Origin of the sequence: Frankia canadensis (genome assembly GCF_900197875.1) — a bacterium.
GTDB classification, from domain to species: Bacteria; Actinomycetota; Actinomycetes; order Frankiales; family Frankiaceae; genus Frankia; species Frankia canadensis.
This window is the reverse complement of record NZ_FZMO01000390.1, coordinates 1-22,335: the sequence shown is the minus strand read 5'-3', so window position 1 is coordinate 22,335 and position 22,335 is coordinate 1. Positions and strand designations below refer to the sequence as shown.

Genomic DNA, 22,335 nt, shown 5'->3' with positions numbered 1-22,335 from the left:
CGACGGGCCCCGGGGCATGGGTGGGAGTGGGCAGGGTTGGCAGACGACGGCATGGGGGCCAGCAGGACGGAGCCGACCTGTCCGGGCCGGATACCGACGGCGCTCCTCGACCGGCCGTCCCCCCAGGCGCTCCCGCACGGCGGTGCGCGGCTGGTCACCGCGCCCGACCTGGACGTCCGGTCCGGGTCGGTCGCGGGGGGCGCGGAGCCGTTCGTCGGCCGGCGCCGCGAGCTCGCGCTGCTCGCCGGGCTCGCCGAGCGCGCGGCCGCAGGACGGCGGCAGGTGGCCGTCCTGTCCGGCGAGGCGGGGATCGGCAAGACCGTCCTGTGTGAGCGGGCGGCCGCCCAGGCGGAACAGGCGGGACTGCGGGTCGTGTGGGGACGCTGCTGGCCGTACGGCGGGGCGCCGCCGCTGTGGCCGTGGCCGGCGGTGCTCGCCGAGCTCACCGGCTCACCCGACGGCCATCCGCTCGCCGCCGGGCGCACCGGACCCGCCGCCGCGCCGGAACGCTTCGCCCGCTTCCAGGCGGTCGCCGACCTGCTGGCCCGCCGGCTCACCAACCAGCCCATCATGATCATTCTGGATGACGCCCACGCCGCCGACGCCGACGCCCTGCTGCTGACCCGGTTCCTGGCCCGGACGCTGGACCGGGTGCCGCTGCTGCTCGTACTCGCCCGCCGGCCCGACGGGCAGCCCGACCCGCTGCTCGCAGACCTCGCCGCCGACGTCGAGCGGGAGGCGACCGTCATCGCCCTCGACCGGTTCTCCCTCGCCGACGCCGAGGACTACCTCGCGGCGTGGGGCGGCGCCGGCAGCGCCCCTGGTGCCCACGGTGCCCCTGCTGCCCCTGCTGCCCTTGCCGCCGACAGCGCGGACCTGGCCCGCACCGTGCTCGCCGTCACCGGCGGCAACCCGCTGTTCGTCCGGCGGCTGCTCGCGCACGGCTCGCCGCGGGCGGGTCTCGCCGGCGTGGAGCAGGCGGTCGCGCACAGCGTCGCCCGGCTCGGCGCGCGGACCCGCCGCACACTCGCGCTCGCCGCCGTGCTCGGCCGCACCGTCGCCCCGCACGACGTCGCCGCCCTCGCCGGCCATCCGCTCGACGCCGTCCTCGACGCGTTCGCCGAGGCACACCGCGCCGGGCTCGTCGAACCGGCCGGCGAGCATGGGTTCCGGTTCGGGCACGACGTGATCGTCGCCGCCGCCGAGGCGACTCTCAGCCCCGTCGAGCGCCTGGACGCGCACGCCGCCGCCGCGGCACTGCTCGGCGCGTCGGACCGGACGGACCGCCGCGCCCTGCACGCCCACCACGCGCTGCGGGCGGCGGCCCGGTCCGCCGACGACACCCGGATCGCGGTGGCCGCCTGCCGCGCCGCCGCGGAGGTCATGCGGCGCGGATCCGACTACCAGCAGGCCGCCGCGCTGCTCGACGCCGCCGTCGCCGTCTCCGACCCGTGGCCGGTCACGGCGGGCCGCGCGCGGCTGCTCGTCGAGCGGGCCGAGGCGATCCTCGCCTGCGGCCGGCTCGCCGACGCCCGCGCGGCCTTCGCCCGGGCAGCCGACGCCCTGGACACCGCCGGCAGCCTGGACACCGCCGGCAGCCTGGCAACGGCCGACGCCACGGCTGAGTCCCTCGGCGACGCCGCCGACCCTGGTCTGCTCGCCCGCGCGGCACTGGGCCTGGGCGGCGTCTGGCTCAACGAGCACCGCGACCCCGTCGTGCGACGCCGCGTGCTCGCCCGTCAACGTGCCGCGCTGGCCGCTCTGACCACGGACGGAACCACCACCGACGCCGACGCCGTGGATGAGGGGACACGCCGCCGGCACCGCGCGCTACGGGGACGGCTCGCGGTCCGCCTCGCCGGTGAGGCCGTCTACGACGGCGACTCCCCCACCGCCGCGCTGGCGGCCCTGGCGGACGTCCGGAGCCTCGGCGACGCCGCCGCGCTGGCCGAGGCGCTCTCGCTGACCCATCACGCGATGCTCGATCCGCAGCGTCTGCGCGAACGGCTCCCGCTCGCCGAGGAGCTGATCACCGTCGCGGCGGCGGCCGACGACGGGCTGCTGGCCCTGCTCGGCCTGATGTGGCGGACCGTCGACCTGTTCCACCTCGGTGACCCGCGGGCCACCCGCTCCCTCGCCGAGCTGCGCGCCCGGGCGGACACGCTCGCCTGCCAGAGCGTCCTCTACATCGTGGCGGCGATGGACGTCATGACGCTCGTGCGGGCCGGCCGGCTGACCGAGGCGGAGACGGCGGCCGGCACCTGCCTGGAGCTCGGGCTCACCGTCGGCGACGCCGACGCGACGGCCTACTTCGGCGCCCAGCTGGCCTCGATCCGCTGGGTGCAGGGCCGAGACGGGGAGCTGTACGAGCTCGCCGCCGCGGCGGCCGCCTCCCCGCAGCTCGCCGCCGGCGACTTCGCCTTCACCGCGGGGGCCGCGCTGATGGCCGCCCGCTCGGGCCGGGCGGACGAGGCCCGCGACGGCCTGCTGCGCCTGCTCGCCCCGGGGGAACGGCCCGACGCGCTGCCGACGTCGAGTTCCTGGCTGACGGGCATGGTGGCGATCGCGGAGACGGCCTGCCTGCTCGGGGAACGTGCGATCGCCGAGCGGGCGGGACGGCTGGTGGAACCGTTCGCCGACCGGCCGGTGATGCCCTCGCTGGCGGTGGCCTGCTTCGGCTCGGCTCACCGTGCCCTCGGCCTGGTCGCGCTGGCCTGCGGGGACGCCGACGGCGCGGTGCGCCGGCACGAGCGCGCGCTGGCCGCCAACCGCCGCCTGGGCAACCGCCCCGCCGCCGCGCTGTCCCGCGCCGATCTGGCCGAAGCCCTGCTCACCCGCGACGCGCCCGACGATCTGGCCCGTGCCCGCGCGCTGCTGAGCGCCGCCCGCGACGAGGCCGCCGCGATGGACCTGCCCTCCCACGTCACGCGGTGGTCGGCCCGCCTCGAGTCCCTGGCCACCGCCACGGTGTCCGACCCGGTGCGACCCGACCCCGCGCGGCCCGACCCCAGGCAGTCCGACACCGGGCAGTCCGACACCGGGCAGTCCGAAGGCGAGTCACCCACCCGGGTCGCGACGCTGGCGCGGGACCCTGACGGATGGCGCCTGCTCGCCAGTGGACGGCAGGTCATCCTGCCCGACCTGCAGGGCCTGCATCATCTCGCCGTCCTGCTGGAACGGCCCGGTGAGGGGGTGACCGCCCTCGCCCTGTGCGGGGCGAACGCGTTCGACGCCGGCCATCACGAGGTCATCGACCGCCAGGCCGCCGACGCCTACCGGCGGCGCCTGCGCGACCTCGACGAGGCCCGCCAGGACGCCGAGTCCGACGGCGAGTCCGAGCGCGCCCGCGAGCTCGCGGCCGAACGCGAGGTGCTGCTGGGACATCTGCGCACGGCCGTCGGCCTCGCCGGGCGCAGCCGGGCGTTCCCCACGTCCGCCGAACGGGCGCGCACGGCGGTGCGCAAGGCGGTCAAACGAGCCCTCGACGCCGTCACCACCGCCGATCCCGATCTCGGCGCCGAGCTGTCCGCCAGCATCGTGACCGGCCTGACCTGCCGTTACATTCCGCCGGCCGACGGCCCCCGCCGCTGGACGGTGCGGCGCTGACCCGGACCGTTCCCGTCGTTCCCGTCAGCGGGTCTGTTCGGTGGGGCGGATCAGCAGCTCGTTGACGGCGACGCGCCGCGGCCGGGTCACGATGTAGGCGATGCCGTCGGCGATGTCCTCGGCGTGCAGGTTCTCGACGTCCGCCAGGGCGCGCAGCGCCGGCTCGCGGATCTCCGGGCGCAGATGATCCGTCAGTTCGGTGGTCACCGCACCTGGTTCGACGACCGAGACCCGCACATGCCGCTGGGTGATCTCCTGGCGCAGCGCCTCCGTGAACGCGTTGACGCCGAACTTCGTCAGGTTGTAGACGCCTGCCATCGGCGTCGCCCGCCGCCCCGCGACCGAGCTGATGTTGACCAGGTCGGCCACCCGGCGCGGCCCCTCGTCCGCGGCGGCGACCAGGTGCGGCAGGGCGGCGCGGGAGACATACAGCAGGCCCCGCAGGTTCAGGTCGATCATGCGGTCCCACTCCTCGGTCGGGGCGTCGAGGATGGGGCCGAGCAGCATCACCCCGGCGTTGTTCACCACGGTGTCGAGGCGGCCGAGCTCGGCGACGGTCCGTTCGACCGCGTCGATCGCCTGGGCCTGCTCGGTGAGGTCGGCGCCGAGGGCGATCGCCCGGCCGCCCTCGGCCTCGATGTCGGCGGCCAGCGTCCGCAGCCTGTCCTCGCGGCGGGCGACGAGCACGACGGCCGCCCCCCGCCGGGCCAGCTCCCGCCCGGTCGCCGCACCGATCCCGCTGCTCGCACCCGTGACCAGCGCCACCGTTCCCGCGAGCGTATCGGCCGTCATGTCGCGTCACTCGTCCTTTCATGCAGCCGTGATCTTTCGGCAGGACGCTATGTCCTCGAGCGCACGCGAGGTCAAACCCACCGCGCCGGCCGGGCGCAACGATCCGGTCAGCCGTGGCGCACGGCGTCGATCACCGGGGCGAACGTCTCCATCGACGGCTGTAGAACGGTGAGGTAGGTGATCCCGAACCGGTCCCGGAGGTCGTGAACCTGGGCGACCATCTCGTCCGGCGAACCCGCGAGCAGCGTCGGCGCCGTCGCGCGCTCGCCGCGGCCGTCACGTCCATGCGCCGCGCCGTACTCCGCGAGCGCCGATTCCCGGCTGTCGCCGGGTGCGACGACCTGGAGCAGCAGATTCCGCTCGATGTCGACCCCACGCGGACCGGCGGCCTGCTCGTAGAAGGCGATCCGTTCCGCGAACGCGTCCGCGGACAGCAGCCGCATCCCACCGGTCGCGGTCGGATCGGCAGCCGCGCCGGTGAACGCGACGATGTCGGCCCGGCGGGCCGCCAGGCTGAGCATCCGGTCGCCGTTGCCCCCGATCAGCAACGGAACCGACCGCTGCACCGGGCGCGGCAGTCCGGCGGGGTCTGCGAGATGTGCCGCGAGCGCGTCGATCATCCGCTCCAGGTGCGCGACCCGCTCGCCGGGTGAGCCGAACGGAATGCCGGCCACCGCGAACTCGTCAGCGACGTAGCCGGTGCCGATCCCCAGTTCCAGGCGGCCGCCGACCAGCGTGTCGGTGGTCGCCACGTCCCTGGCCAGCAGGGCGGGATTGTGAAACGCTGCGTTGAGGACGAAGGTGCCGACCCGCAGGCTGGTGACGGCGGCGGCCGCGACGAGCGTGGGAAACGGCGCGGGCAGGCCCAGGTGGTCGGGCACCAGCAGCACGTCGTACCCCAGGTCCTCGGCGCGGCGCGCCGTCGCCGACCACGACGCCGGTTCCGAGACCGCCAGCATGTTCACGCCGAACCGGAACGGGCGCACAGCACCTCCCACAGGCATGTCGCTGCTCCTACGGGCGCGCTGCGCGGCCCTTCGGTCACGCCGCGCGGACACCTCTCGGCGCAGCCTACGCCCGGCCCGCCGCCCCCAGCGCGGGCCTGTGCCCAAATCGTCCGCATGGTTGGGCACGGTCGACTGCCGCTGGGAGTTGGATGGGAAAATGGCCGCGATCAGACCCCGTCACCGCCGTGCGCGGCGGCGGAGCCGATCGGCCCACGCAGGACTGGGCTGCGCGGGCCTGGGCTGCGCGGGCCTGGGCAAGGCCGTGGGCGTGGCTGCCGCGGGTGCGGCGGGAACGATCGCCGTCGCCGAGGCGCTGCACTGGCGAGCCTCCCGCCGTCATCTCGACCTCCGCCAGGGTCGACCGCGCGGCGGCGCCCAGGCCGTGATCGTCCTGGGCTTTCCGTCGGGGCGCGACGGAGAGCCGCACCCGCTGCAGCGCTGGCGTACCGAGATCGCGGTGCGGTCGCTGGCCCCGGGCGAGGACGGCCGGCTCGTCTTCACCGGCGGCGGGCCGCCCGGCGCGCCCACCGAGGCGGAGGCGATGGCCACGTACGCGCGCGAGGTTCTCGGCGTTCCAGCCGAGCGGATCCGGCTGGAGACCGCCGCCAGCACGACCTGGGAGAACATCGCCTTCGCGCAGCCGTTCGTCGAGTCGGCGCGCACCGTCGCCATCGCGTCCGACCCGTTGCACGCCGCCCGAGGTCGGCGGTACCTGCTCCGCCAGCGTCCGGACCTTGCCGCGCGGATGGTGCCGGCAGACGACTACCACCTCGGTGACCACGTGTGGTTGAAGGTGGCGACCACGGTCTACGAACTCGCCCGGCCGGTGTTGCGTCGAATGCGCGCACACCTGGAGGCCCGCGCACAGTAAATCCACAGCCCATTCACAGGAATCTCGACGCGAATCCCCGCGGAACACCCCAAGAACTCCCAGAGGTTTCGACCCGGAATCCGTTAAGGATTGCGGGTCAGAGTGTGGACCGCACGCGGCGGGTCGTCGATCCTGAGCCACCCGGATCCCGGAGCCACCCGCCGACGGCACAACAAACCAACGGAATGAGGTGGGCACCAAGGTCGGATCGGCGTTGAACGGCCATCGCCGGAAGTTCCTCGCGCTGCTACGCGACCCGCGGGTGACGACGATCGTCGTCGAGCACCGGGACCGGTTCGCCCGGTTCGGCGCCGAGTGCGTCGAGGCGGCGCTCGCCGCGTCCGGCCGGCGGCTGCTGGTCCAACTGACAGCTGCCGCTCCCTTGACCGCCGCCGTGCGAACTGGCGTCGGCCGGTGGTCCGACTCGCGGGCGGCTCAGCGGTCGCGGTCTGGTCACGCGGATCGCGACCGCGGGGCGGGCGACGTCCGTAGAGTCAGCACATGGCGTCGCCGGAGGAGTCCGCCCGGGTCGACACGTGGATCTGGTGCGTGCGGCTGGTGAAGACCCGCTCGCAGGCGACCGACGCCTGCCGGGCCGGGCACGTGCGGCTCAACGGGGAACGCGTCAAGCCTGCGCACGCCGTCCGGCCGGGTGACGAGATCCGGATCCGTCTCGCCGGGCGGGAACGGGTCGTCGTCGTCTCCCGGGTGCTGCACCGCCGCGTCGGCGCGCCGGTCGCCGCCGAGTGCTACGTGGACCGCAGCCCTCCGGTCGAGCGGGCGCCCGCCCCCGTCGTAGCCGTGCGCGACCGGGGCATGGGCCGTCCCACCAAGCGGGACCGTCGAGCGATCGAGCGCCTGCGCGGCGGCTCCCCGCACCTCGATCCCCCATGATCCCCCGCGATCCGCCCTGATCCGGCCGGCGTCCCGCCCTCCCGAGCCACGTCGTCCGAGCCACGCCCCGCGGGACCCGCCCGCGGTCGATGAGGTCCGCCTGTTACCGCGGTAACACGGTTTCTCGCCCCTACGGTGATCGCGACCCTCTCCCATGGCACCGAAACCGCGGGCCAAAGCCACACCAGAACGCTGCCACCACCCGCCGCGCGACGCGGCTACCGCGAAGATCACAACCCCGAGACGGCCTGGACGGCCCCGGCCGGTTCCGGGATCCCGGCGGCGCCGCGGACGAGGCGTTGGGTCGCCTGGATGAGACGGTCGTCCGTCAGGCCGTAGTCGTGGCGGAACGCCCGGTCGAAGGCGTGCATCGCGGTGAAGAACAGCAGGGCGGTCGCCTCCACGTCGGCCACGCGGTAGGCGCCGGCCGCGATGCCGGCGTCGAGCAGCTCGCCGATCGCGCGGACCAGATGCCGATGCGCGGCCTGATGGCCGGCGGGGCCGGTGACCTCCAGGTCGGCCGACTCGCCGGCGGCACGAGGTCCGACGGTGTCCCCGGGCAGGTGCCGGAACAGGACGTCGTGCAGGTCCTCCTGGGCGGTGAAGCGCTCATAGCAGGCGAGGACCACGGCGTCGAGCTTGCCCGGCCAGTCGGGGCGCTCGGCGGCGGCGGCGCTGACGTCCGTCGCGAAGGCCGTGGCGAACTTCTCCTGCAGGGCGAAGACCAGCGCCTCCTTGGAGGAGAAGTACTGGTAGAAGAGGCCCTTGGACACGCCGGCGCGCCGGGTGATGTCGTCGAGCGTCGTGGCGGCGAGCCCCTTGGTCGTGAAGAGCTCGGCGCCGGCGTCCATGAGCTGCGCGCGACGCTCGACGGCAGACCTGACCCTGGACACGCGTCCTCCTTCACCCGAGCCTGTCACCCTCGATCATACAAACACGACTGACCGTCGGTCACACTATTGACCGACGGTCAGTCATCTCCCTAGGCTGTCCACGTCCTGACCGATCAGTCACCCAGGGAGCAGAGTTGCCGCAAGGAGCAGGGTTGCCGCAAGGAGCAGGGTTGCCGCAAGGAGCAGGGTTGCCCCAAGGAGCAGGGTTGCCCCAAGGAGCGGAGCCCGTGGACCTGGAGGCCCGCGTGGCGGCCTTCGTCGCCGATCATCCCGACACTGCGATGATCACGCTCTCCGCGCCGAGGAACGACTGATCTACGACTTTCAGCGTCACCCGCGTCTACGGCAACTTCTGAGAGCCACACACCCGAGGGGAACCAGGTACACCGATGGATCGGAAGTGGTGGACGCTGCTGGTCGTCTGCGGCGCCACGTTCATGCTGCTGCTCGACGTGACGATCGTGATCGTCGCCCTGCCCGAGATCCAGACCGGCCTGCACGCCGGCTTCGCGGACGTCCAGTGGGTCATCGACGCCTACGCGCTGACCCTGGCGTCGATCCTGCTGACCGCCGGTTCGCTCGCCGACCTCTACGGACGCCGCCTGCTGTTCACCGTCGGCTTCGCCATCTTCACGGTCGGCTCGCTGTTGTGCGGCCTGTCCCAGTCCGCCCTGATGCTGATCATCTCGCGCGGGGTGCAGGGCGTCGGCGGCGCCATCCTGTTCGCGACCTCGCTGGCGCTGCTCGCGCACAGCTTCCGCGGGCGTGACCGAGGCATCGCGTTCGGCGTGTGGGGGGCCGTCACCGGCATCGCCACGTCGCTCGGACCGATCCTCGGCGGTGTGATCACGTCCGGCATCAGCTGGCGGGGCATCTTCCTGGTCAACGTGCCGATCGGGATCGTCGCCATCGCCCTGACGCTGTGGAAGGTGGAGGAGTCCCGCCCGCCGGTGGCCCGCCGGCCCGACTGGGCCGGCTTCGCGGTACTCACCGCGGGACTCGTCGGTCTCGTCTACGGGCTGATCCGAGCGGGTGAGACGGCCTGGACGGACACCGGCGTGCTGGTCTGCCTCGGGCTGGGTGTCGCGCTGCTCGCCGTGTTCGTCGCCGTGGAGGCCCGGGTCGCCCATCCGATGTTCGACCTGTCCCTGCTGCGCACGCCGACGTTCCTCGGCGGCTCGCTGTCGGCGATCGCCATGAACGGCTCACTGTTCGCGATGTTCGTCTACCTGGTGCTGTATCTGCAGAACGACCTGGGCTACTCGGCGCTCGGCGCCGGCCTGCGGCTGCTGGTCGTCAGCGGCGCGAGCTTCGTCGCGGCGACGGCGGCCGGGCGGCTGTCCAGCGTGGTGCCCGCCCGCTGGCTGATCGGGCCCGGGCTGCTGCTCGTCGGGATCGGGCTGCTGCTCATGGGCGGCATCGACGCGGACAGCTCGTGGACGCATCTCATCCCCGGCTTCGTCGTCGCCGGGTTCGGCAGCGGCATGGTGAACCCGCCGCTGGCCTCCACCGCCGTCGGGGTGGTGGAGCCGGCGCGCTCCGGGATGGCCTCCGGCGCGAACACGACGTTCCGCCAGATCGGCCTGGCGATCAGCATCGCCACCCTCGGGTCGACCTTCGCCTCCCGGTTGGCCAGCGGCATCGACGACGCGCTGACCGGCGTGCCCGCGCTACGCGGTCAGGGCGACCGGATCGCCGACACGCTGCGCCAGGGCGACGCGGACCAGCTGTTCGCGACCACCGCGCCGACCGAGCGCGGCGCGCTGGCCCACGCGATCCACGCGGGATTCGCCGGGGCGATCAACGACCTGCTCCTCATCTCCGCCACGATCGCGCTGGTGGGTGGGGTGTGTGCGCTGGCCCTCATCCGCCGCAGGGACTTCATCGCCCATGGGCCCGCCACCGGTGCCGCCGGTCCCACCGGTGCCGCCGGTGGCACGACGACCGGCACCAGCATCTCGGGCGCCGCCGCGGCGGGCTAGATCACGGTCGGGTGCCAGGCCGGGGGTCCATCCCCGGGACGGGTCGGTCGCAACGGCTCGGCCGCCGGGGGTCGTCCGGCCCTGTGCGCCGCCGCCGCGACGGCCGACGATCGACCCAGAGGCCCGGCACGTCCGGACGGTGAGCGGGACGGGAGGCGTCCGATGAAGATCTCTGCTGGGACGGCACGGCGGGGTGGGGTTCGGGCCCCGCGAGCCCCGCGGGCCCCGCGCTGACGAACGATGCCCACCACCGACGGCTGGCCGACGCCCCATCCGGGCATCAGGGCGCCCGGGGGCCCGTTCGGGCGGCGGCCGGCACCCGGATATCCTGCCTCCCCGATGGACCCCGGCTCCCCCGCTGCGGGCGAGCCGGGACCGGCGACGCCCGGTGACCTGATCTTCCCCGCGGTCGCCCGTCTCGAGCTCGACGAACTCCTCGCCCAGCTGGTCGATCGGGCGCAGGACGTACTGTCGACCCAGGGGCGACTGCGCGGCCTGCTGCGGGCCAACCGGGTGATCACCGCCGACCTGAGCCTCGACGTGGTGCTGCGCCGCATCGTCGAGTCCGCCTGCGAGCTGGTCGACGCCCGCTACGGCGCGCTCGGCGTCATCGCCCGCGACGGCCATCTGGAGCAGTTCATCCACGTCGGCATGGACCCGGGGATCGTCGAGGAGATCGGTCCGACGCCGCGGGGCGACGGGGTGCTGGGCCTGCTCATCGCCGAGCCCGCGCCGGTACGCCTGGACGACATCGCCGACCATCCCCAGGCGGTCGGCTTCCCCGCGGGCCACCCGCCGATGCGCGCGTTCCTCGGCGCGCCGATCCGGGTCCGCAACGAGATCTTCGGCAACCTCTACCTCACCGAGAAGCGCGGCGGGCGGCCGTTCACCGCGGAGGACGAGGAGCTGGTGCTGGCGCTGGCCGCGAACGCCGGCGTCGCGATCGACAACGCCCGCCTGTTCGGCGAGGCGCAGCACCGCCAGCAGTGGTCGCAGGCGTCGGCGGACATCACCCGCCATCTGCTCGCCGACGGCGACGATCCGCTGGAGCTCATCGTCCAGCGCGCCGGCGACGTGGCCCGCGCCGACACCACCGCGCTCGCCCTGTGCGACCCGGCGGCCGGCGCGCTGACCTACGACGTCGCCGAGGGGCACGAGGCCGATCCGCTGCGCGGCACCCGGGTGCCGATGGACGACTCGCTCGCCGGGCGCGCGGTGCGTGACCGGGCGCCGCTGGTCGTCGCGGACGTGCGGGCGCTCGGCGGCTCCGAGCTCGACGGGTTCGACCTCGGCCCGACGATGATCGTCCCGCTGATCGCGTCGCAGGTCACGTCCGGTGCGCTGGTGCTCGGCCGCCGCCGCGGCAGCGGCCTGTTCTCCGACGAGGACCTCGAGCTCGCCGCCGCCTTCGCCGCGCACGTCGCGCTCGCCCTGGAGCTGGCCCGCTCGCGGGCCGCCCGCGGTCGCCTGTCGCTGCTGGAGGACCGCGACCGCATCGCCCGCGACCTGCATGACCATGTGATGCAGCGGCTGTTCGCGGTGGCGATGGGCCTGCAGGGGCTGGCCGCCAGCGAGGGGCAGGCCGAGCGCGCCGAGCGGATGAACACCTACGTCGAGGATCTCGACGAGACCGTCCGCGAGATCCGTCAGACGATCTTCGAGCTGCGCGGGCGGTCCACTCCGGCGACGGGCAGCGGGCTGCGGGCGAAGATCCTCGGCATCATCGACGACATGGCCGACGCCTGCGGCTTCACCCCGCGGCTGCACCTGGAGGGGCCCGTCGACAGCGCGATCGACGCGACCGTCGGCGACCATCTGACCGCCGTCGTCCGCGAGACACTGTCCAACGTGGCCCGCCACGCCCACGCCAAGGCCGTCGAGGTGACGGTGACCGCCGCCGACGGGCAGGTCATCGTCGAGGTGGTCGACGACGGCGTGGGCCTCGGCCCCACGACGCGGCGCAGCGGGCTGGCGAACCTGCGCAGCCGCGCCGAGGGCCTCGGCGGCGCGTTCCTCGTCGAGCCGGGCCCGGGCGGCGGCACCCGGGTCCGCTGGTCGGTGCCGACGGGCTGAGCCGCCGGGGCCGGCCAGGCCGCCTGGGCTCAGGCGGTGCCGCCGGCCGCGGCGCCGGAGACGGCGGCGGCGTCGGTCTCCGCCTCGTCGTCGGCGAACTCGTTGTCGGCGAACTCGTTGTCGGCGAACTCGTTGTCGGCGAACTCGTTGTCGGCGAGGTCGGCGTTCTGCCGCACGGCGGTCTCCGCCGCGGAGCGGGGCTGCTCAGCCGCCTTGGACTGCTCGGCTGCCTTGGACTGCTCGGCCTGGCGGGCGGCCATCGCGGCGCCCTGGGCGGCCAGCATCATCGACACCGGGGCGCCGCGCTCGACGCGCCGCCGGGAACGGCGCAGGAAGAACGGCCGGCCGATCGCCGTGAGCACCGCGCCCGCCGCCGCGTAGCCGCCGAGGATCAGCGCGCCGCGGCCGGGGCCCGGCCCGACGCCGTAGACGATGTCGCGCAGCACGTCCAGGGCGCCGGTGCCGAGAACGTACGGGTGCAGCGCCCGGAACGGCTCGGGCATGAAGCTCGGCGGATAGGCGCCGCCGGACGCCGGGATGTTCAGGAACACGAACAGGATCAGCGCCACGCCGGTGACGAACCGGCCCAGGAAGTACGACAGGCCGTTGACCACCAGTCCGACCGCCAGGGACACGGCGAAGCCCAGCAGTAGCAGCTCCCCGACGTGCCCGTGCACAGCGCCGATGACCGGCCCGGCGAGCACCGTCCCGATCAGGGAGAACACCAGCCCGGCTCCGGCGATGATCGCCAGGCGCGTGCGGTGGGGCAGGACGGCGCCCATCATCCCCACGAACATCGCGACCATGTACGCCGGGATGATCCACACCAGGGTGATGTAGAAGGCGGACGAGCCGTAGGAGTCGTGCGCCGGCAGCGGGGCGAGGTCGTCCACGGCGAGGGTCGTGCCCTGCGCGGCCGCGAGCGGAGCGAAGGTCTGCCGGGCGAGCGACGCGAGCTGGAACTGGTCGCCGCTGGCGATCATCAGCTGGGCGGGCCGGCCCGGCGCGCCCGGGGTGTACGCCCCGGCCAGGTCGCCGTCGCGCACGTCGGCGCGGGCCGCCGCGGGCGAGTCGGCGACCGTCACGGCCAGCGCGCCGTGGGAGGACTGCTCCAGCCGGTCGGCGAGGGCGGCGGCGGCCGGTCCGGTGCCGACCACGGCGACCCGCACGTCCTTCGGCGTCGGCTGGTGGAAGGCGTTCACGTAGCAGAGGCAGAAGACGATCACGAACAGCAGCGGCAGCCACAGCTGGAGACCGATCATCTGCACCGCTGGCGACAGCCGGGAGTACTGCCGTCGATAGCGCATCCCGAGCGACGTCATGAACCACTTCTTTCGAGAGGGAGCGACATCGGGACTCTAGCCCAGATATGAGACTGAGTCCAACTTTCGAATTGTGATGCCACAACTGGTATCCTCGAGGGCGTGATCACACCTTCCGCGGCCCCGCCGGACGGCGTCCCCCCCACCCCGGGCGCCGGCACCGACCTGCGCAGCCGGACGAGGCGCGCGCTGCAGGCGGAGATCACGGCGATCGCCTTCGACCTGTTCGACCGGCAGGGCTTCGAGGCGACCACGATCAACCAGATCGCCGCCGCGGCGGGCCTGTCCCGCAGCAGCTTCTTCCGCTACTTCGCGACGAAGGAGGACGTCGTCCTGCTCGGCGTGGAGGAGCGCGGGCTGGTGCTGCGCGACGCGCTGGCCGCCCGGCCCCCGGACGAGACGCCCTGGCAGGCGCTGCGCCGAGCCCTCGAAGTGATCGTCAGGCTGAACAGCGAGAATCCCGACCGGGTCCTGCGGCTGTCCCGGATGATGGTCGAGACCCCGTCGCTGCAGGCCCGCCAGATGCAGCGGGAGGACACCTGGGCGCGGCTGCTCGCCCCGGAGATCGCCCGCCGGCTCGGCCTGTCCCCGCAGGACACCACCGACCCGCGCCCCGGCGCGCTCGCCTCGGCCGCCCTCGGCTGCTTCCACGCCTCGATGCGGGTCTGGCGGGAGTCCGGCGGCAAGGCCGACCTCGCCGCCCTGCTCGACCAGGCCATGTCCGCCCTGAGTACCTGATGGTCCTCAGTACCTGATGACCCAGTGCACCTGACGGCCCGGGCTCCTATCCGCGCGTGACCGCCGACGCCTGGGCCGGGGTGACGGCGGCGGGCGTCGGGCGGGCCGGCAGGAACTCGGTGGCCGGCAGGAACTCGGTCGCCAGCAGGGCGACGTCGTCGCCGAGGGCGGAGCCGGTCCAGCCGCGCAGCGCGCGGACGAGGTCGGCGAGGGCGGCGTCGAGGCTCCGGTCGGCGGCGAGCGCGTCGCGCGCGGCCGCCAGCAGCGGGAAGAACTCCCGGGTGCGGGGATGGCGGGCCTCGGCCAGGCCGTCGGTGTAGAACAGCACCCGGTCACCCGGTGCCAGCCGGGTGCCAGCCGCGCCGGCGCCGCCCGTGCCCGCGGCGCCGAGCCCCAGTGGCGTGCGCCGGCCGTCGGTGGCGAGCAGCCGGGGGGCGCCCTGGCGCAGCAGCACGGGATCGGGATGGCCGGCGTTGAGCAGGTCCAGCCGGCCGCTGCTGACCTGGGCGAACACGGCGGTGACGAAGTCCTCCGGGCCGCCCGAGCGGCCCACCTCGGCGTCGAGGGCGGCCAGGATCCGCTCCGGGTCGGCGAGCTCCCGGGCGACCACCCGGAAGGTGGCCATCACCCGACTGGCCAGGCGGACCGCGTCAAGTCCCTTGCCACGCGCGTCCCCGACGAGGATGCGCACGCCCCAGCGGCTGTCGACCACCTCGTAGAGGTCACCGCCGATGCGGGCCTGGGCGCTGGCGCTGTCGTAGCTGACCGCGAGGCGCAGCGCGCCGACACGCTCCGGCACGGCGCCCAGGATCGCCCGCTGGGCCACGTCGGCGACCTGGGTGACGTCGCGCAGCCGCCGCTCGCGCCGCACCCGGTCCCGGCTCGCGGCGATGGCGATCACCCCGCCCACGAAGACCACCACGAGCCGGATGACCTGGGCCGGCAGCCCTTCGTGGCCCACTCCGGAGTAGTAGCCGAGCGGGATGGCCTGCAGGCCCGCGAACACGACCGCGGCGACCGCGTACAGGGCGGTGATCCGCGGGCCGGTCAGCGCCGCGGCCAGCAGCGGGCTGATCACCATGCTGGTGATGATCACGTAGCGGCGGTCGCCGCTCAGGTCCATGGCCACGACCGCGAGCAGGGCGACCAGGGGGATGAGCGCGCGCACCCGGCTCGCCTCGCGGGCGGACGGCGAGCGGGTTCCTGACCATCGGCGACGACTCACTACTCCGAGTATGCGCCCCGGCGGCCGAGCCGAATCCGGACGAGCACGTCCGGGGGACCCTCAATAGGGGGCTTCAACCCATACGTGTTACTTTCCGCACTACGTCGGAACCTGCTCGCAGGATCCCTCGAGGAAAGGCGGGACGTGACCGCACCGCAGCTACAGCACGATCCGCCGGTACTCCCGCCCCGTCTGGATCCCCGGGGTTCGGGGCCCGGCCGGGCCGGTCGCGGCACGGCGACGGGCGGCCGACCGCCGCGGCGCCGGCGCGGCCTGCTGACCCTGATGGCGTTCCTGTCGTGCTGCGTGCTGTTCGTGACGGTCGGCGGCTGGGCCGCCTACTCGTTCATCAACGGCAAGGTGAACCGGATCGACCTCGGCCTCGGCTCCAACAGCTCCGGCGTGGGCGCCGCGAACTACCTGCTGGTCGGCACGGACAGCCGGGAGGGCACGGACGGCAAGTTCGGCAACGTGCCCGGGCAGCGCTCCGACACGACGATCCTCGCGCACATGGACAAGAACGGGACGACGACGATGATCTCGTTCCCGCGCGACATGTACGTCACGATTCCCGCGTACACCGACGCCGATGGCAAGCACCACGCCACGACGAAGGACAAGTTCAACTCGGCGATCTCGTCGGGTGGGCCGGCATTGCTGGTGCAGACCGTGCAGAGCCTCACCGGCATGGAGATCAACCACTACATCTCGATGGACCTCAAGGGGTTCAAGGACATCACGGACGCGATCGGCGGCGTCGAGGTGTGCATCAAGCCGTCGACCGCCCCCGCCCAGCACTTCCAGGACGACAACGGCCGCTGGCGGGTCAGCACGAACACCAACGACCCGATGAGCGGTTTCCGCGGCGGCCCGGGGACGATCCAGGTCAACGGCGACCAGGCGCTCGCCTTCGTCCGCCAGCGCCACGGCCTGCCCGCCGGCGACACCGACCGCATCGCCCGCCAGCAGCAGTTCATCGGCGCCATGTTCCACAAGATCATGGGCGGTGACACGCTCACCAACCCGATCAAGATCGAGCGCCTGACGTCCGCCGCCGCGGGCGCGCTGAGCCTGGACGAGCACACCAAGCTCACCGACCTGCGCTCGCTGGCCACCCGCATCCGGGGACTGTCCAACGGCGGCATCCGGATGCAGACCGTTCCGACGCACGCCCCGACCCGCGCCGAGGGCGCGATTGACGACATGGGCGACATCCGCCTGCATGGCAACCGGGCTTCCGTGCAGTTCTACCAGCCCGATGATCTCGCCCGCCTGGTCGCTCCGCTCGGCGGCAAGGTCGAGGGCGCCACCGCCACCGACGACACGGGTGGCGCCGGGCCGACGCTCGCTCCCGGTGCCACGGCGAAGCCGTCCGAGGTTCGGGTCTCCGTCTTCAACGGCTCCACCCGCGCCGGGCTCGCCTCGAAGGTCACCACCTCGCTGACCGCCAAGGGCTTCCACGCCCGCAACGCGGGCAACGCCTCGGCGCTCACCCACGTGACCTCCCGGGTGGCGTACGGCCCCGGGCAGGAGGCCGAGGCCCGCACCGTCGCCGCCGCGGTGCCCGGGTCCACGCTGCTGCCCGACGACAGCGTCGTCGGTGTCCAGCTGATCCTCGGCTCCGGCTTCACCGAGGTCGTCACGCCCGCCGTCGGTGGCGCGGCGAGCGGCTCCGGTACCGCCAGCGCGGGCGCGGGTTCCTCCGCGGCGGCCCCGGCCGCGGCGGCGGCGCCGCCCGCGGCTCCCGCCCCCGAAGCTCCCTCCTGCACCTACTGAGCCGAACCCGCAGGCGCCGCTGACCTTGTGGCTCCGGCGCCGGGGTCGTTGATCGCCGCGGCAGCGAGATGGCGCGGTCCCGCGGGACCGCGGGTGGCGGGCGGGACCGGTGTCGCCTTCATCCGCGACCCGCGACCGCCGGATGAATATCGTTCGGTGACCGGCTCGCATCCCTGACCGGCTCGCATCCCTGACCGGCTCGCACCTCTGACCGGCTCGCACCTCTGACCGGGCTCGGACCAGGACGCCGCCGTTCAGACGTCCTGGTCCGAGTGCGCAGGCTCAGCGCCCTCCGGCCAGGAAGGGGTGCGGCACCTCGGACGGCGCGAAGACGTGGCCCCGCTCGACCGCCGCCAGCAGCGTCAGCACCCCGTCGCGCCACACCGGGCGGACGTGGTCGCGGGTGCGCAGCAGGTCCGACCGGCGGGGCGCGCTCTGCCCCGCCGGCGCCAGGACCTGACCGACCGCGGTCTGCCCGAGCACCGTCTCCACCAGGACGGTGCCCCGCAGCCGGCCGACTCCCGGGTAGACGACGGCGCGCCCGTCGTGGCGACCGGCGTGGGCGGCCACCGCCTGGGCGGCACCCGCGGCGAGCTCGGGCGGGCCGATGCGCTCCCCCGCCGTCGCGACCCCGACCGGCCCGGCGATCAGCCCCCGCACGCCGCCGAATCCAGCCAGGACGAGCTCGCCGGGCTGGTCATCGCCGTCCAGGTCGCCGTCCAGGTCGCCGCCCAGGTCGCCGTCCAGCGGGCCGCCGAACCCGTGCGCAGGACCCGGCGCGGCCACACCCGCCAGGGCGGGCACACCGGCCAGGGCGGGCACACCGGCCAGGGCGGGCATGGGCGCGGCGGCGCGGGCGCGGCGGACGCGGGCGGCGGCGAGCGCCGCGATGGCCAGGTCACCGGAGACGTTCGCGACGCGGCGCCAGGCCTGCGGGTCCCGCCAGGACGTGGGCAGGGCGAACGACAGCGCGACGCGCACGGTCCCGACGCCGACGGCATGGGTGCAGGCGACGGTGTCCGCGGGCAGGGCCAGCGCCTCGACCAGGTACTGGATCAGCAGGTCGGCCTCGCCGAGACTGGCGCAGCCGGCGTCGACGCCGATGATCAGCGGCTCCGGCATCACGACCGTGCCCGCACGGCCGGTGAGCCCGAGGCACGGGATCTCACGGCACGGCGGGGCGCCGTCGCCGAGGGTCCCGGTTGCCGGCGCCCAACGTGCCAGCGTCGCCACCGATCATGATCACCCATCTCGTCCCCTTCCCTGACCACCCACACCGGACGGGGGCGCCCGGCATGCCGAGCAGAGGGTGGCAGCATCGGATGAACGTCCGGTCAACGCGGGCGAGCCGACGAGCCCCAACACCCCGTCTTCTAGTCAGATTAGGGGAGATACAGATACCAAAATAGTCCTATCTGGCTATATCTATTGGGTTACACCCGTTCGGGGTGGGCGGAGCGGAAGAGCATCTCCTGGCTCAGGCTGGCGGCGAGGACGCCGTCCCGGGCGTGGATCGTGCCGTGGTACAGCCCGCGACCGCCGGCGGCGGAGCGCGGCACCAGGTCGAGCAGGACCCAGTGGTCCAGGCGGATCGGCCGGTGGAACCAGACGGCGTGGTCGAGGCTCGGGCCCAGGACCGCCCCGGGGTCCGGGATCGCGCTGAGGCCGGTGAAGACGTCCGACAGGTAGGTGAGCGTCGCCGCGTGCACCAGCGCGTCGTCGGGCAGCGCCGCGGTGCAGCGAGCCCAGACCCGGGTCGGCAGCTCCAGCCCCTCGTAGGGCTGGGGCGCCGCGCGGCCCTCGAAGGAGAACAGCCGGGGCAGCTCCACCAGCGGCGCCTGTCCGGGCTCGCCGCCGGCGGGCCCTCCGCCGACCGGCAGCGGGGAGTCGACCTGGAACTCCGCGCCGTCCTGCGGGATGTGGAACGAGGCCGACATGTTGAAGATGACCTCGCCGCCCTGGACGGCGACGACCCGGCGGGCCGAGAAGGAACGGCCGTCGCGGTCCCGCTCCACCCGGAAGATCGTCGGCCGGGAGGCGTCGCCGCTGCGCAGGTAGTAGCCGTGCAGCGAGTGCGGCAGCCGGCCGTCGGGGACGGTGCGCCCCGCGGCGACGAGGGCCTGCGCGGCGACCTGCCCGCCGTAGAGCGAGAACGGCTCCCGGAAGACCGTCAGCGCCCGGTACAGGTCCCGGTCGATCTCCTCCAGCTCCAACAACTCGGGCAGGGTGAACGGGATCTCGCCCACCGGTCGCACCCACTCGACCTCACTCGCCACGTCGACCTCATCTCCGCCTGTTGACCTGACCCGGCAGCCCCGACTCGGAGCAAGAGTCTCCCGTGCCGGTCCCGCCGCAGGTCGGACGAGGTGAGCGACTCCTCCCACCGCCGCGGCCGCACGGCGCGTCCGGTGAGTTTCGCCACGTGCATCCGGCGTCCGCGAATGCGACGGTACTGTCGCGGCGCGGCTCCCGCGGCACGGACACTTCTCCGCCGCGGGCAGGCCGACCTCGCGACCTGCGCAGACCGGGAAATCGGCCGGACGCCGGCAAAGATCCCCCGGAATCCGCGCCCGGGTACGCGCCGGATTTCGCCGGACAAGATCGCGGGAAGCGTTCGTCCCCTTCGTTCCCGCCGCGGGTACGTAAATGTAGAGTGATGACGCCGAACGGTCCTCGGCATCCGGTGCACAGGATGTCAGGCCCCGTTTTCGCTTTTCAGCATGGTGACCATTCACGGTATTCGACAGCCGGAGGACGTGATCGTGGCCGACAACGGCGCGGTGGGCCAGCCGCTGCACGTACAGGGGCGGGACGCGGTGATCGCCGCCTCGCAGGGGGTGGCGTGGCGGGACGGAGCCCCGCCCGACTACCACTACTCCCGGGAGAACATGCCGGCCGAGCGCAGTGTCACGCACGAGAGTGGCTCGCTCGCCGACATCGTCGAGCGGCTGGTGCAGGTCTTCGAGATGGAGGTCTCTCACAAGCGGAACCCGGCCGAGTGGCTCAGCATGGTCGCCGAGCAGGTCACGGTCAGCGTCAACGGTGGCCCGAAAGTGGGGAGCGCGGAACTCGCCGAAAGGGGTAGTTACAACGTCCTGATCGGCGAGAATCCCTACTACTCCGCCGCCGACGAATCCTTCGAATCGTCGCACGACGTCTTCCACCAGGCATTTCCCGGCGGCTTCTTCTGGGAGGTGCTGGAAGTCTACTCGCCGCCGCCCGTGGTCACCTTCAAGTGGCGGCACTGGGGAACCTTCGCCGGTCCGTACAAGGGCGTCGAGCCTACCGGTGAACGCATCGAGATGTTCGGTGTCACCGTCGTCCACGTGACCGACGACCTGCGTATCACCGAGACGCAGCACTTCTACGACAACACCGATTTCCTCGGCCAGCTCGCCCGCGGCCAGCTCGCGCCGAACCCACGCGCCCACGGGTAGCCCGCCCGGGCACCCGGCCGCGCGGCCGGGTGCCCGGCGGCCCTACGCCACCGGCTCGCCGAGGGCGCCGGACCCGACGGCGGCGCGCTGGGCGGGGACGGCCGGGCCGGCCGCCCACCGCGGCCGGCGCCGCTGCACGGGTCGTTCGACCAGGTAGTACGACCCCGCGGCCAGCGCCGTGCTCAGCACGAACGCGACGAGGACCAGCTCCGCGGTGTCGAGCCGGCCACCGAGCCGGTCCCGCACGGTGCCGGCGACGGGGAAGTGCCACAGGTAGAACGCGTAGGAGATCCGGCCGAACCAGGACAGTGGCCGGCTGCCGAGCAGCGCGGCGAGCGGCGCCCGCCGGCACCGGTCGAGGGACAGGATGACCACCGCCGCCAGCAGCGCCACCCCGGTGTAGCCGCCGAGATCGAACACGGTGATCCGCTCACCCGGCTCCGGCGCGACCACGGCCAGCACGACGAGCGCCGCGAGCGCCAGCGGTCCGGCCACGGCCAGGATCCGCCCCGACGCGTCCCGCAGGCGGCCGCCGAGCCGGGCCAGCCGGACCACCGCGGCGAAGCGCCGCAGCCGGGCGTCCCCGCCCGCGCCCGGCAGCTTCGTGCCCGCCCAGCCCCAGGCCGCCATGCTGGCGCCGACCAGCAGGGCGTCGGCGCGGGTGTCCAGGCCGAAGTAGATCCGCGCGTCGCTCACGCCGGCCGCGACGAGCACCTCCCGCCAGACCAGCACGCCGACCGCCGCCGCGGCCAGGATCCCCGGCAGCCGCCGCCGGGCGGCCGGGCGCCGGCACAGCAGCACCAGCATGACCGGCCAGATCAGGTAGAACTGCTCCTCCAGCGACAGCGACCAGGTGTGCCCGAACCAGGCGCCCCCCGACTCCGGCCGGAACACCCGGTAGTAGTTGTTGACGTAGAGCAGCGACGTGACCGTGTTGGCCAGGAAGTCCCGCTGGTCAGCCTGGGTCTTCACCGCCACCACCAGCACCGCGCCGATCGCCACGAACACGCCGAACGCCGGCAGGAGGCGATAGGCGCGGCGCACGTAGAAGCGGGCGAGCGAGACCGTGCCCGCGCGGTCCCGCTCGGCCAGCAGCAGGCCGGTGATCAGGAACCCGCTCAGCACGAAGAACACGTCGACCCCGAGGAAACCACCGGACAGCACGTCCAGGTGGAACCCGAGCACCGCGAGCACCGCGAGCGCCCGCAGACCGTCGAGCGCCGGGTTGTATCCCGCGACCCTGGCCTTCGGGCCGGCACTGGACGGCTCCTGCGGAGCATCCCCCGCGTGCGACATCAACCCTCTCCCCCCGGATGAGCACCATGCCTCGCGGCCGCGCGCCGCGGGACAAGCGGCACTCTAACGTGACCTGGCGCTCATCCGACCGAGCTCCGAACCCAACACGGCAGATCCGCCCATAGGAGCCGGGTCGTCACGCAACGGCGCTACTGCCATCGCCCCTCGCGCCAGGGCGGGCATAATAGCGTGATGTGGAGCACATCTGATCATGGTGGTGATGCTCCCTGCGCAACCCGCTGGTCACGACGCCGTGTCGGGTGAGCACGCCCGTGAGGAACTAGGTTCGGAGGCTCCATGGACCGCGCGGCCGCGAACGCTCGAGGCACGACGCACTCCCTGGCCGGCGCCGGTGACCCCCCTCCCCCCGGCCGGTCGCCCACCCGGCCGGGGGGAGGGGGGTCACCGGCGCCGGCCAGGGAG

16 protein-coding genes and 1 pseudogene are annotated in these 22,335 nt (G+C 73.8%); 9 read left to right on the top strand and 8 right to left on the bottom strand.

The features are described 5' to 3' along the window. Positions 1 to 36 precede the first annotated feature (36 nt). Positions 37 to 3,606: an AAA family ATPase gene (locus C1A33_RS35245; RefSeq protein ID WP_165818568.1), complete on the top strand. Its 3,570-nt coding sequence runs from the start codon at positions 37 to 39 to the stop codon at positions 3,604 to 3,606. Positions 3,607 to 3,630: 24 nt separating this feature from the next. Here C1A33_RS35245 and C1A33_RS24405 read toward each other — a convergent pair whose 3' ends face one another. Further along, the gene (locus tag C1A33_RS24405) at positions 3,631 to 4,398 is read right to left on the bottom strand and encodes an SDR family NAD(P)-dependent oxidoreductase (protein WP_101833664.1); all 768 of its coding nucleotides are present in this window, start codon (positions 4,396 to 4,398) and stop codon (positions 3,631 to 3,633) included. A gap of 107 nt (positions 4,399 to 4,505) precedes the next feature. Next, positions 4,506 to 5,402 (bottom strand): TIGR03621 family F420-dependent LLM class oxidoreductase, encoded by an 897-nt coding sequence (locus C1A33_RS24400; RefSeq protein WP_101833662.1) that lies wholly within the window; start codon positions 5,400 to 5,402, stop codon positions 4,506 to 4,508. Between the two features lie 271 nt (positions 5,403 to 5,673). On the opposite strand from C1A33_RS24400, the gene C1A33_RS24395 reads away from it, so the two are divergent. From C1A33_RS24395 to C1A33_RS24385, 3 genes and pseudogenes are all read left to right on the top strand, one after another. Then, complete coding sequence (locus tag C1A33_RS24395; RefSeq protein WP_243407898.1) at positions 5,674 to 6,276, top strand: YdcF family protein; 603 nt, start codon at positions 5,674 to 5,676, stop codon at positions 6,274 to 6,276. 184 nt (positions 6,277 to 6,460) lie between these two features. Continuing rightward, positions 6,461 to 6,637, top strand: a pseudogene (locus C1A33_RS24390) (IS607 family transposase); the annotation flags it as partial. 140 nt (positions 6,638 to 6,777) lie between these two features. Next, positions 6,778 to 7,170, top strand: a complete 393-nt coding sequence (locus C1A33_RS24385) for an RNA-binding S4 domain-containing protein (protein WP_101833660.1) — start codon at positions 6,778 to 6,780, stop codon at positions 7,168 to 7,170. Between the two features lie 230 nt (positions 7,171 to 7,400). Here C1A33_RS24385 and C1A33_RS24380 read toward each other — a convergent pair whose 3' ends face one another. Next, complete coding sequence (locus C1A33_RS24380; RefSeq protein ID WP_133150811.1) at positions 7,401 to 8,063, bottom strand: TetR/AcrR family transcriptional regulator; 663 nt, start codon at positions 8,061 to 8,063, stop codon at positions 7,401 to 7,403. A gap of 389 nt (positions 8,064 to 8,452) precedes the next feature. On the opposite strand from C1A33_RS24380, the gene C1A33_RS24375 reads away from it, so the two are divergent. Both C1A33_RS24375 and C1A33_RS24370 read left to right on the top strand, forming a co-directional pair. Continuing rightward, positions 8,453 to 10,045 carry an MFS transporter gene (locus C1A33_RS24375; RefSeq protein WP_101833658.1) on the top strand — a complete coding sequence of 531 codons (1,593 nt, stop codon included), beginning with the start codon at positions 8,453 to 8,455 and terminating at the stop codon, positions 10,043 to 10,045. 339 nt (positions 10,046 to 10,384) lie between these two features. Further along, complete coding sequence (locus C1A33_RS24370) at positions 10,385 to 12,118, top strand: GAF domain-containing sensor histidine kinase (protein ID WP_101833657.1); 1,734 nt, start codon at positions 10,385 to 10,387, stop codon at positions 12,116 to 12,118. 29 nt (positions 12,119 to 12,147) lie between these two features. On the opposite strand, the gene C1A33_RS24365 is transcribed toward C1A33_RS24370, so the two are convergent. Beyond that, complete coding sequence (locus tag C1A33_RS24365; RefSeq protein WP_101833656.1) at positions 12,148 to 13,440, bottom strand: ABC transporter permease; 1,293 nt, start codon at positions 13,438 to 13,440, stop codon at positions 12,148 to 12,150. A gap of 102 nt (positions 13,441 to 13,542) precedes the next feature. Here C1A33_RS24365 and C1A33_RS24360 point away from each other — a divergent pair, with 102 nt between their 5' ends. Next, a complete protein-coding gene (locus C1A33_RS24360; protein ID WP_243407897.1) occupies positions 13,543 to 14,178 on the top strand; it encodes a TetR/AcrR family transcriptional regulator in 636 nt (211 codons plus the stop codon). 46 nt (positions 14,179 to 14,224) lie between these two features. Here the strand turns inward: C1A33_RS24360 and C1A33_RS24355 are convergent, their stop codons facing one another. Next, on the bottom strand, positions 14,225 to 15,346 hold the full coding sequence (locus C1A33_RS24355; protein ID WP_101833655.1) for a PP2C family protein-serine/threonine phosphatase: 1,122 nt from the start codon (positions 15,344 to 15,346) through the stop codon (positions 14,225 to 14,227). Between the two features lie 201 nt (positions 15,347 to 15,547). Between C1A33_RS24355 and C1A33_RS24350 the strand changes: the two genes are divergently transcribed. Beyond that, positions 15,548 to 17,179: an LCP family protein gene (locus C1A33_RS24350; RefSeq protein WP_165818566.1), complete on the top strand. Its 1,632-nt coding sequence runs from the start codon at positions 15,548 to 15,550 to the stop codon at positions 17,177 to 17,179. 282 nt (positions 17,180 to 17,461) lie between these two features. Here the strand turns inward: C1A33_RS24350 and C1A33_RS24345 are convergent, their stop codons facing one another. Both C1A33_RS24345 and C1A33_RS24340 read right to left on the bottom strand, forming a co-directional pair. Continuing rightward, positions 17,462 to 18,412, bottom strand: a complete 951-nt coding sequence (locus C1A33_RS24345) for a hypothetical protein (RefSeq protein ID WP_101833654.1) — start codon at positions 18,410 to 18,412, stop codon at positions 17,462 to 17,464. Between the two features lie 200 nt (positions 18,413 to 18,612). Then, complete coding sequence (locus tag C1A33_RS24340; RefSeq protein WP_243407896.1) at positions 18,613 to 19,455, bottom strand: acyl-CoA thioesterase; 843 nt, start codon at positions 19,453 to 19,455, stop codon at positions 18,613 to 18,615. 486 nt (positions 19,456 to 19,941) lie between these two features. On the opposite strand from C1A33_RS24340, the gene C1A33_RS24335 reads away from it, so the two are divergent. Further along, positions 19,942 to 20,616 (top strand): ester cyclase, encoded by a 675-nt coding sequence (locus C1A33_RS24335; protein WP_207770477.1) that lies wholly within the window; start codon positions 19,942 to 19,944, stop codon positions 20,614 to 20,616. A 42-nt stretch (positions 20,617 to 20,658) separates the two neighbouring features. On the opposite strand, the gene C1A33_RS24330 is transcribed toward C1A33_RS24335, so the two are convergent. Next, entirely contained in the window at positions 20,659 to 21,912 is a 1,254-nt protein-coding gene (locus C1A33_RS24330; RefSeq protein WP_101833652.1) for an acyltransferase family protein, read from the bottom strand. Positions 21,913 to 22,335: the final 423 nt, after the last annotated feature.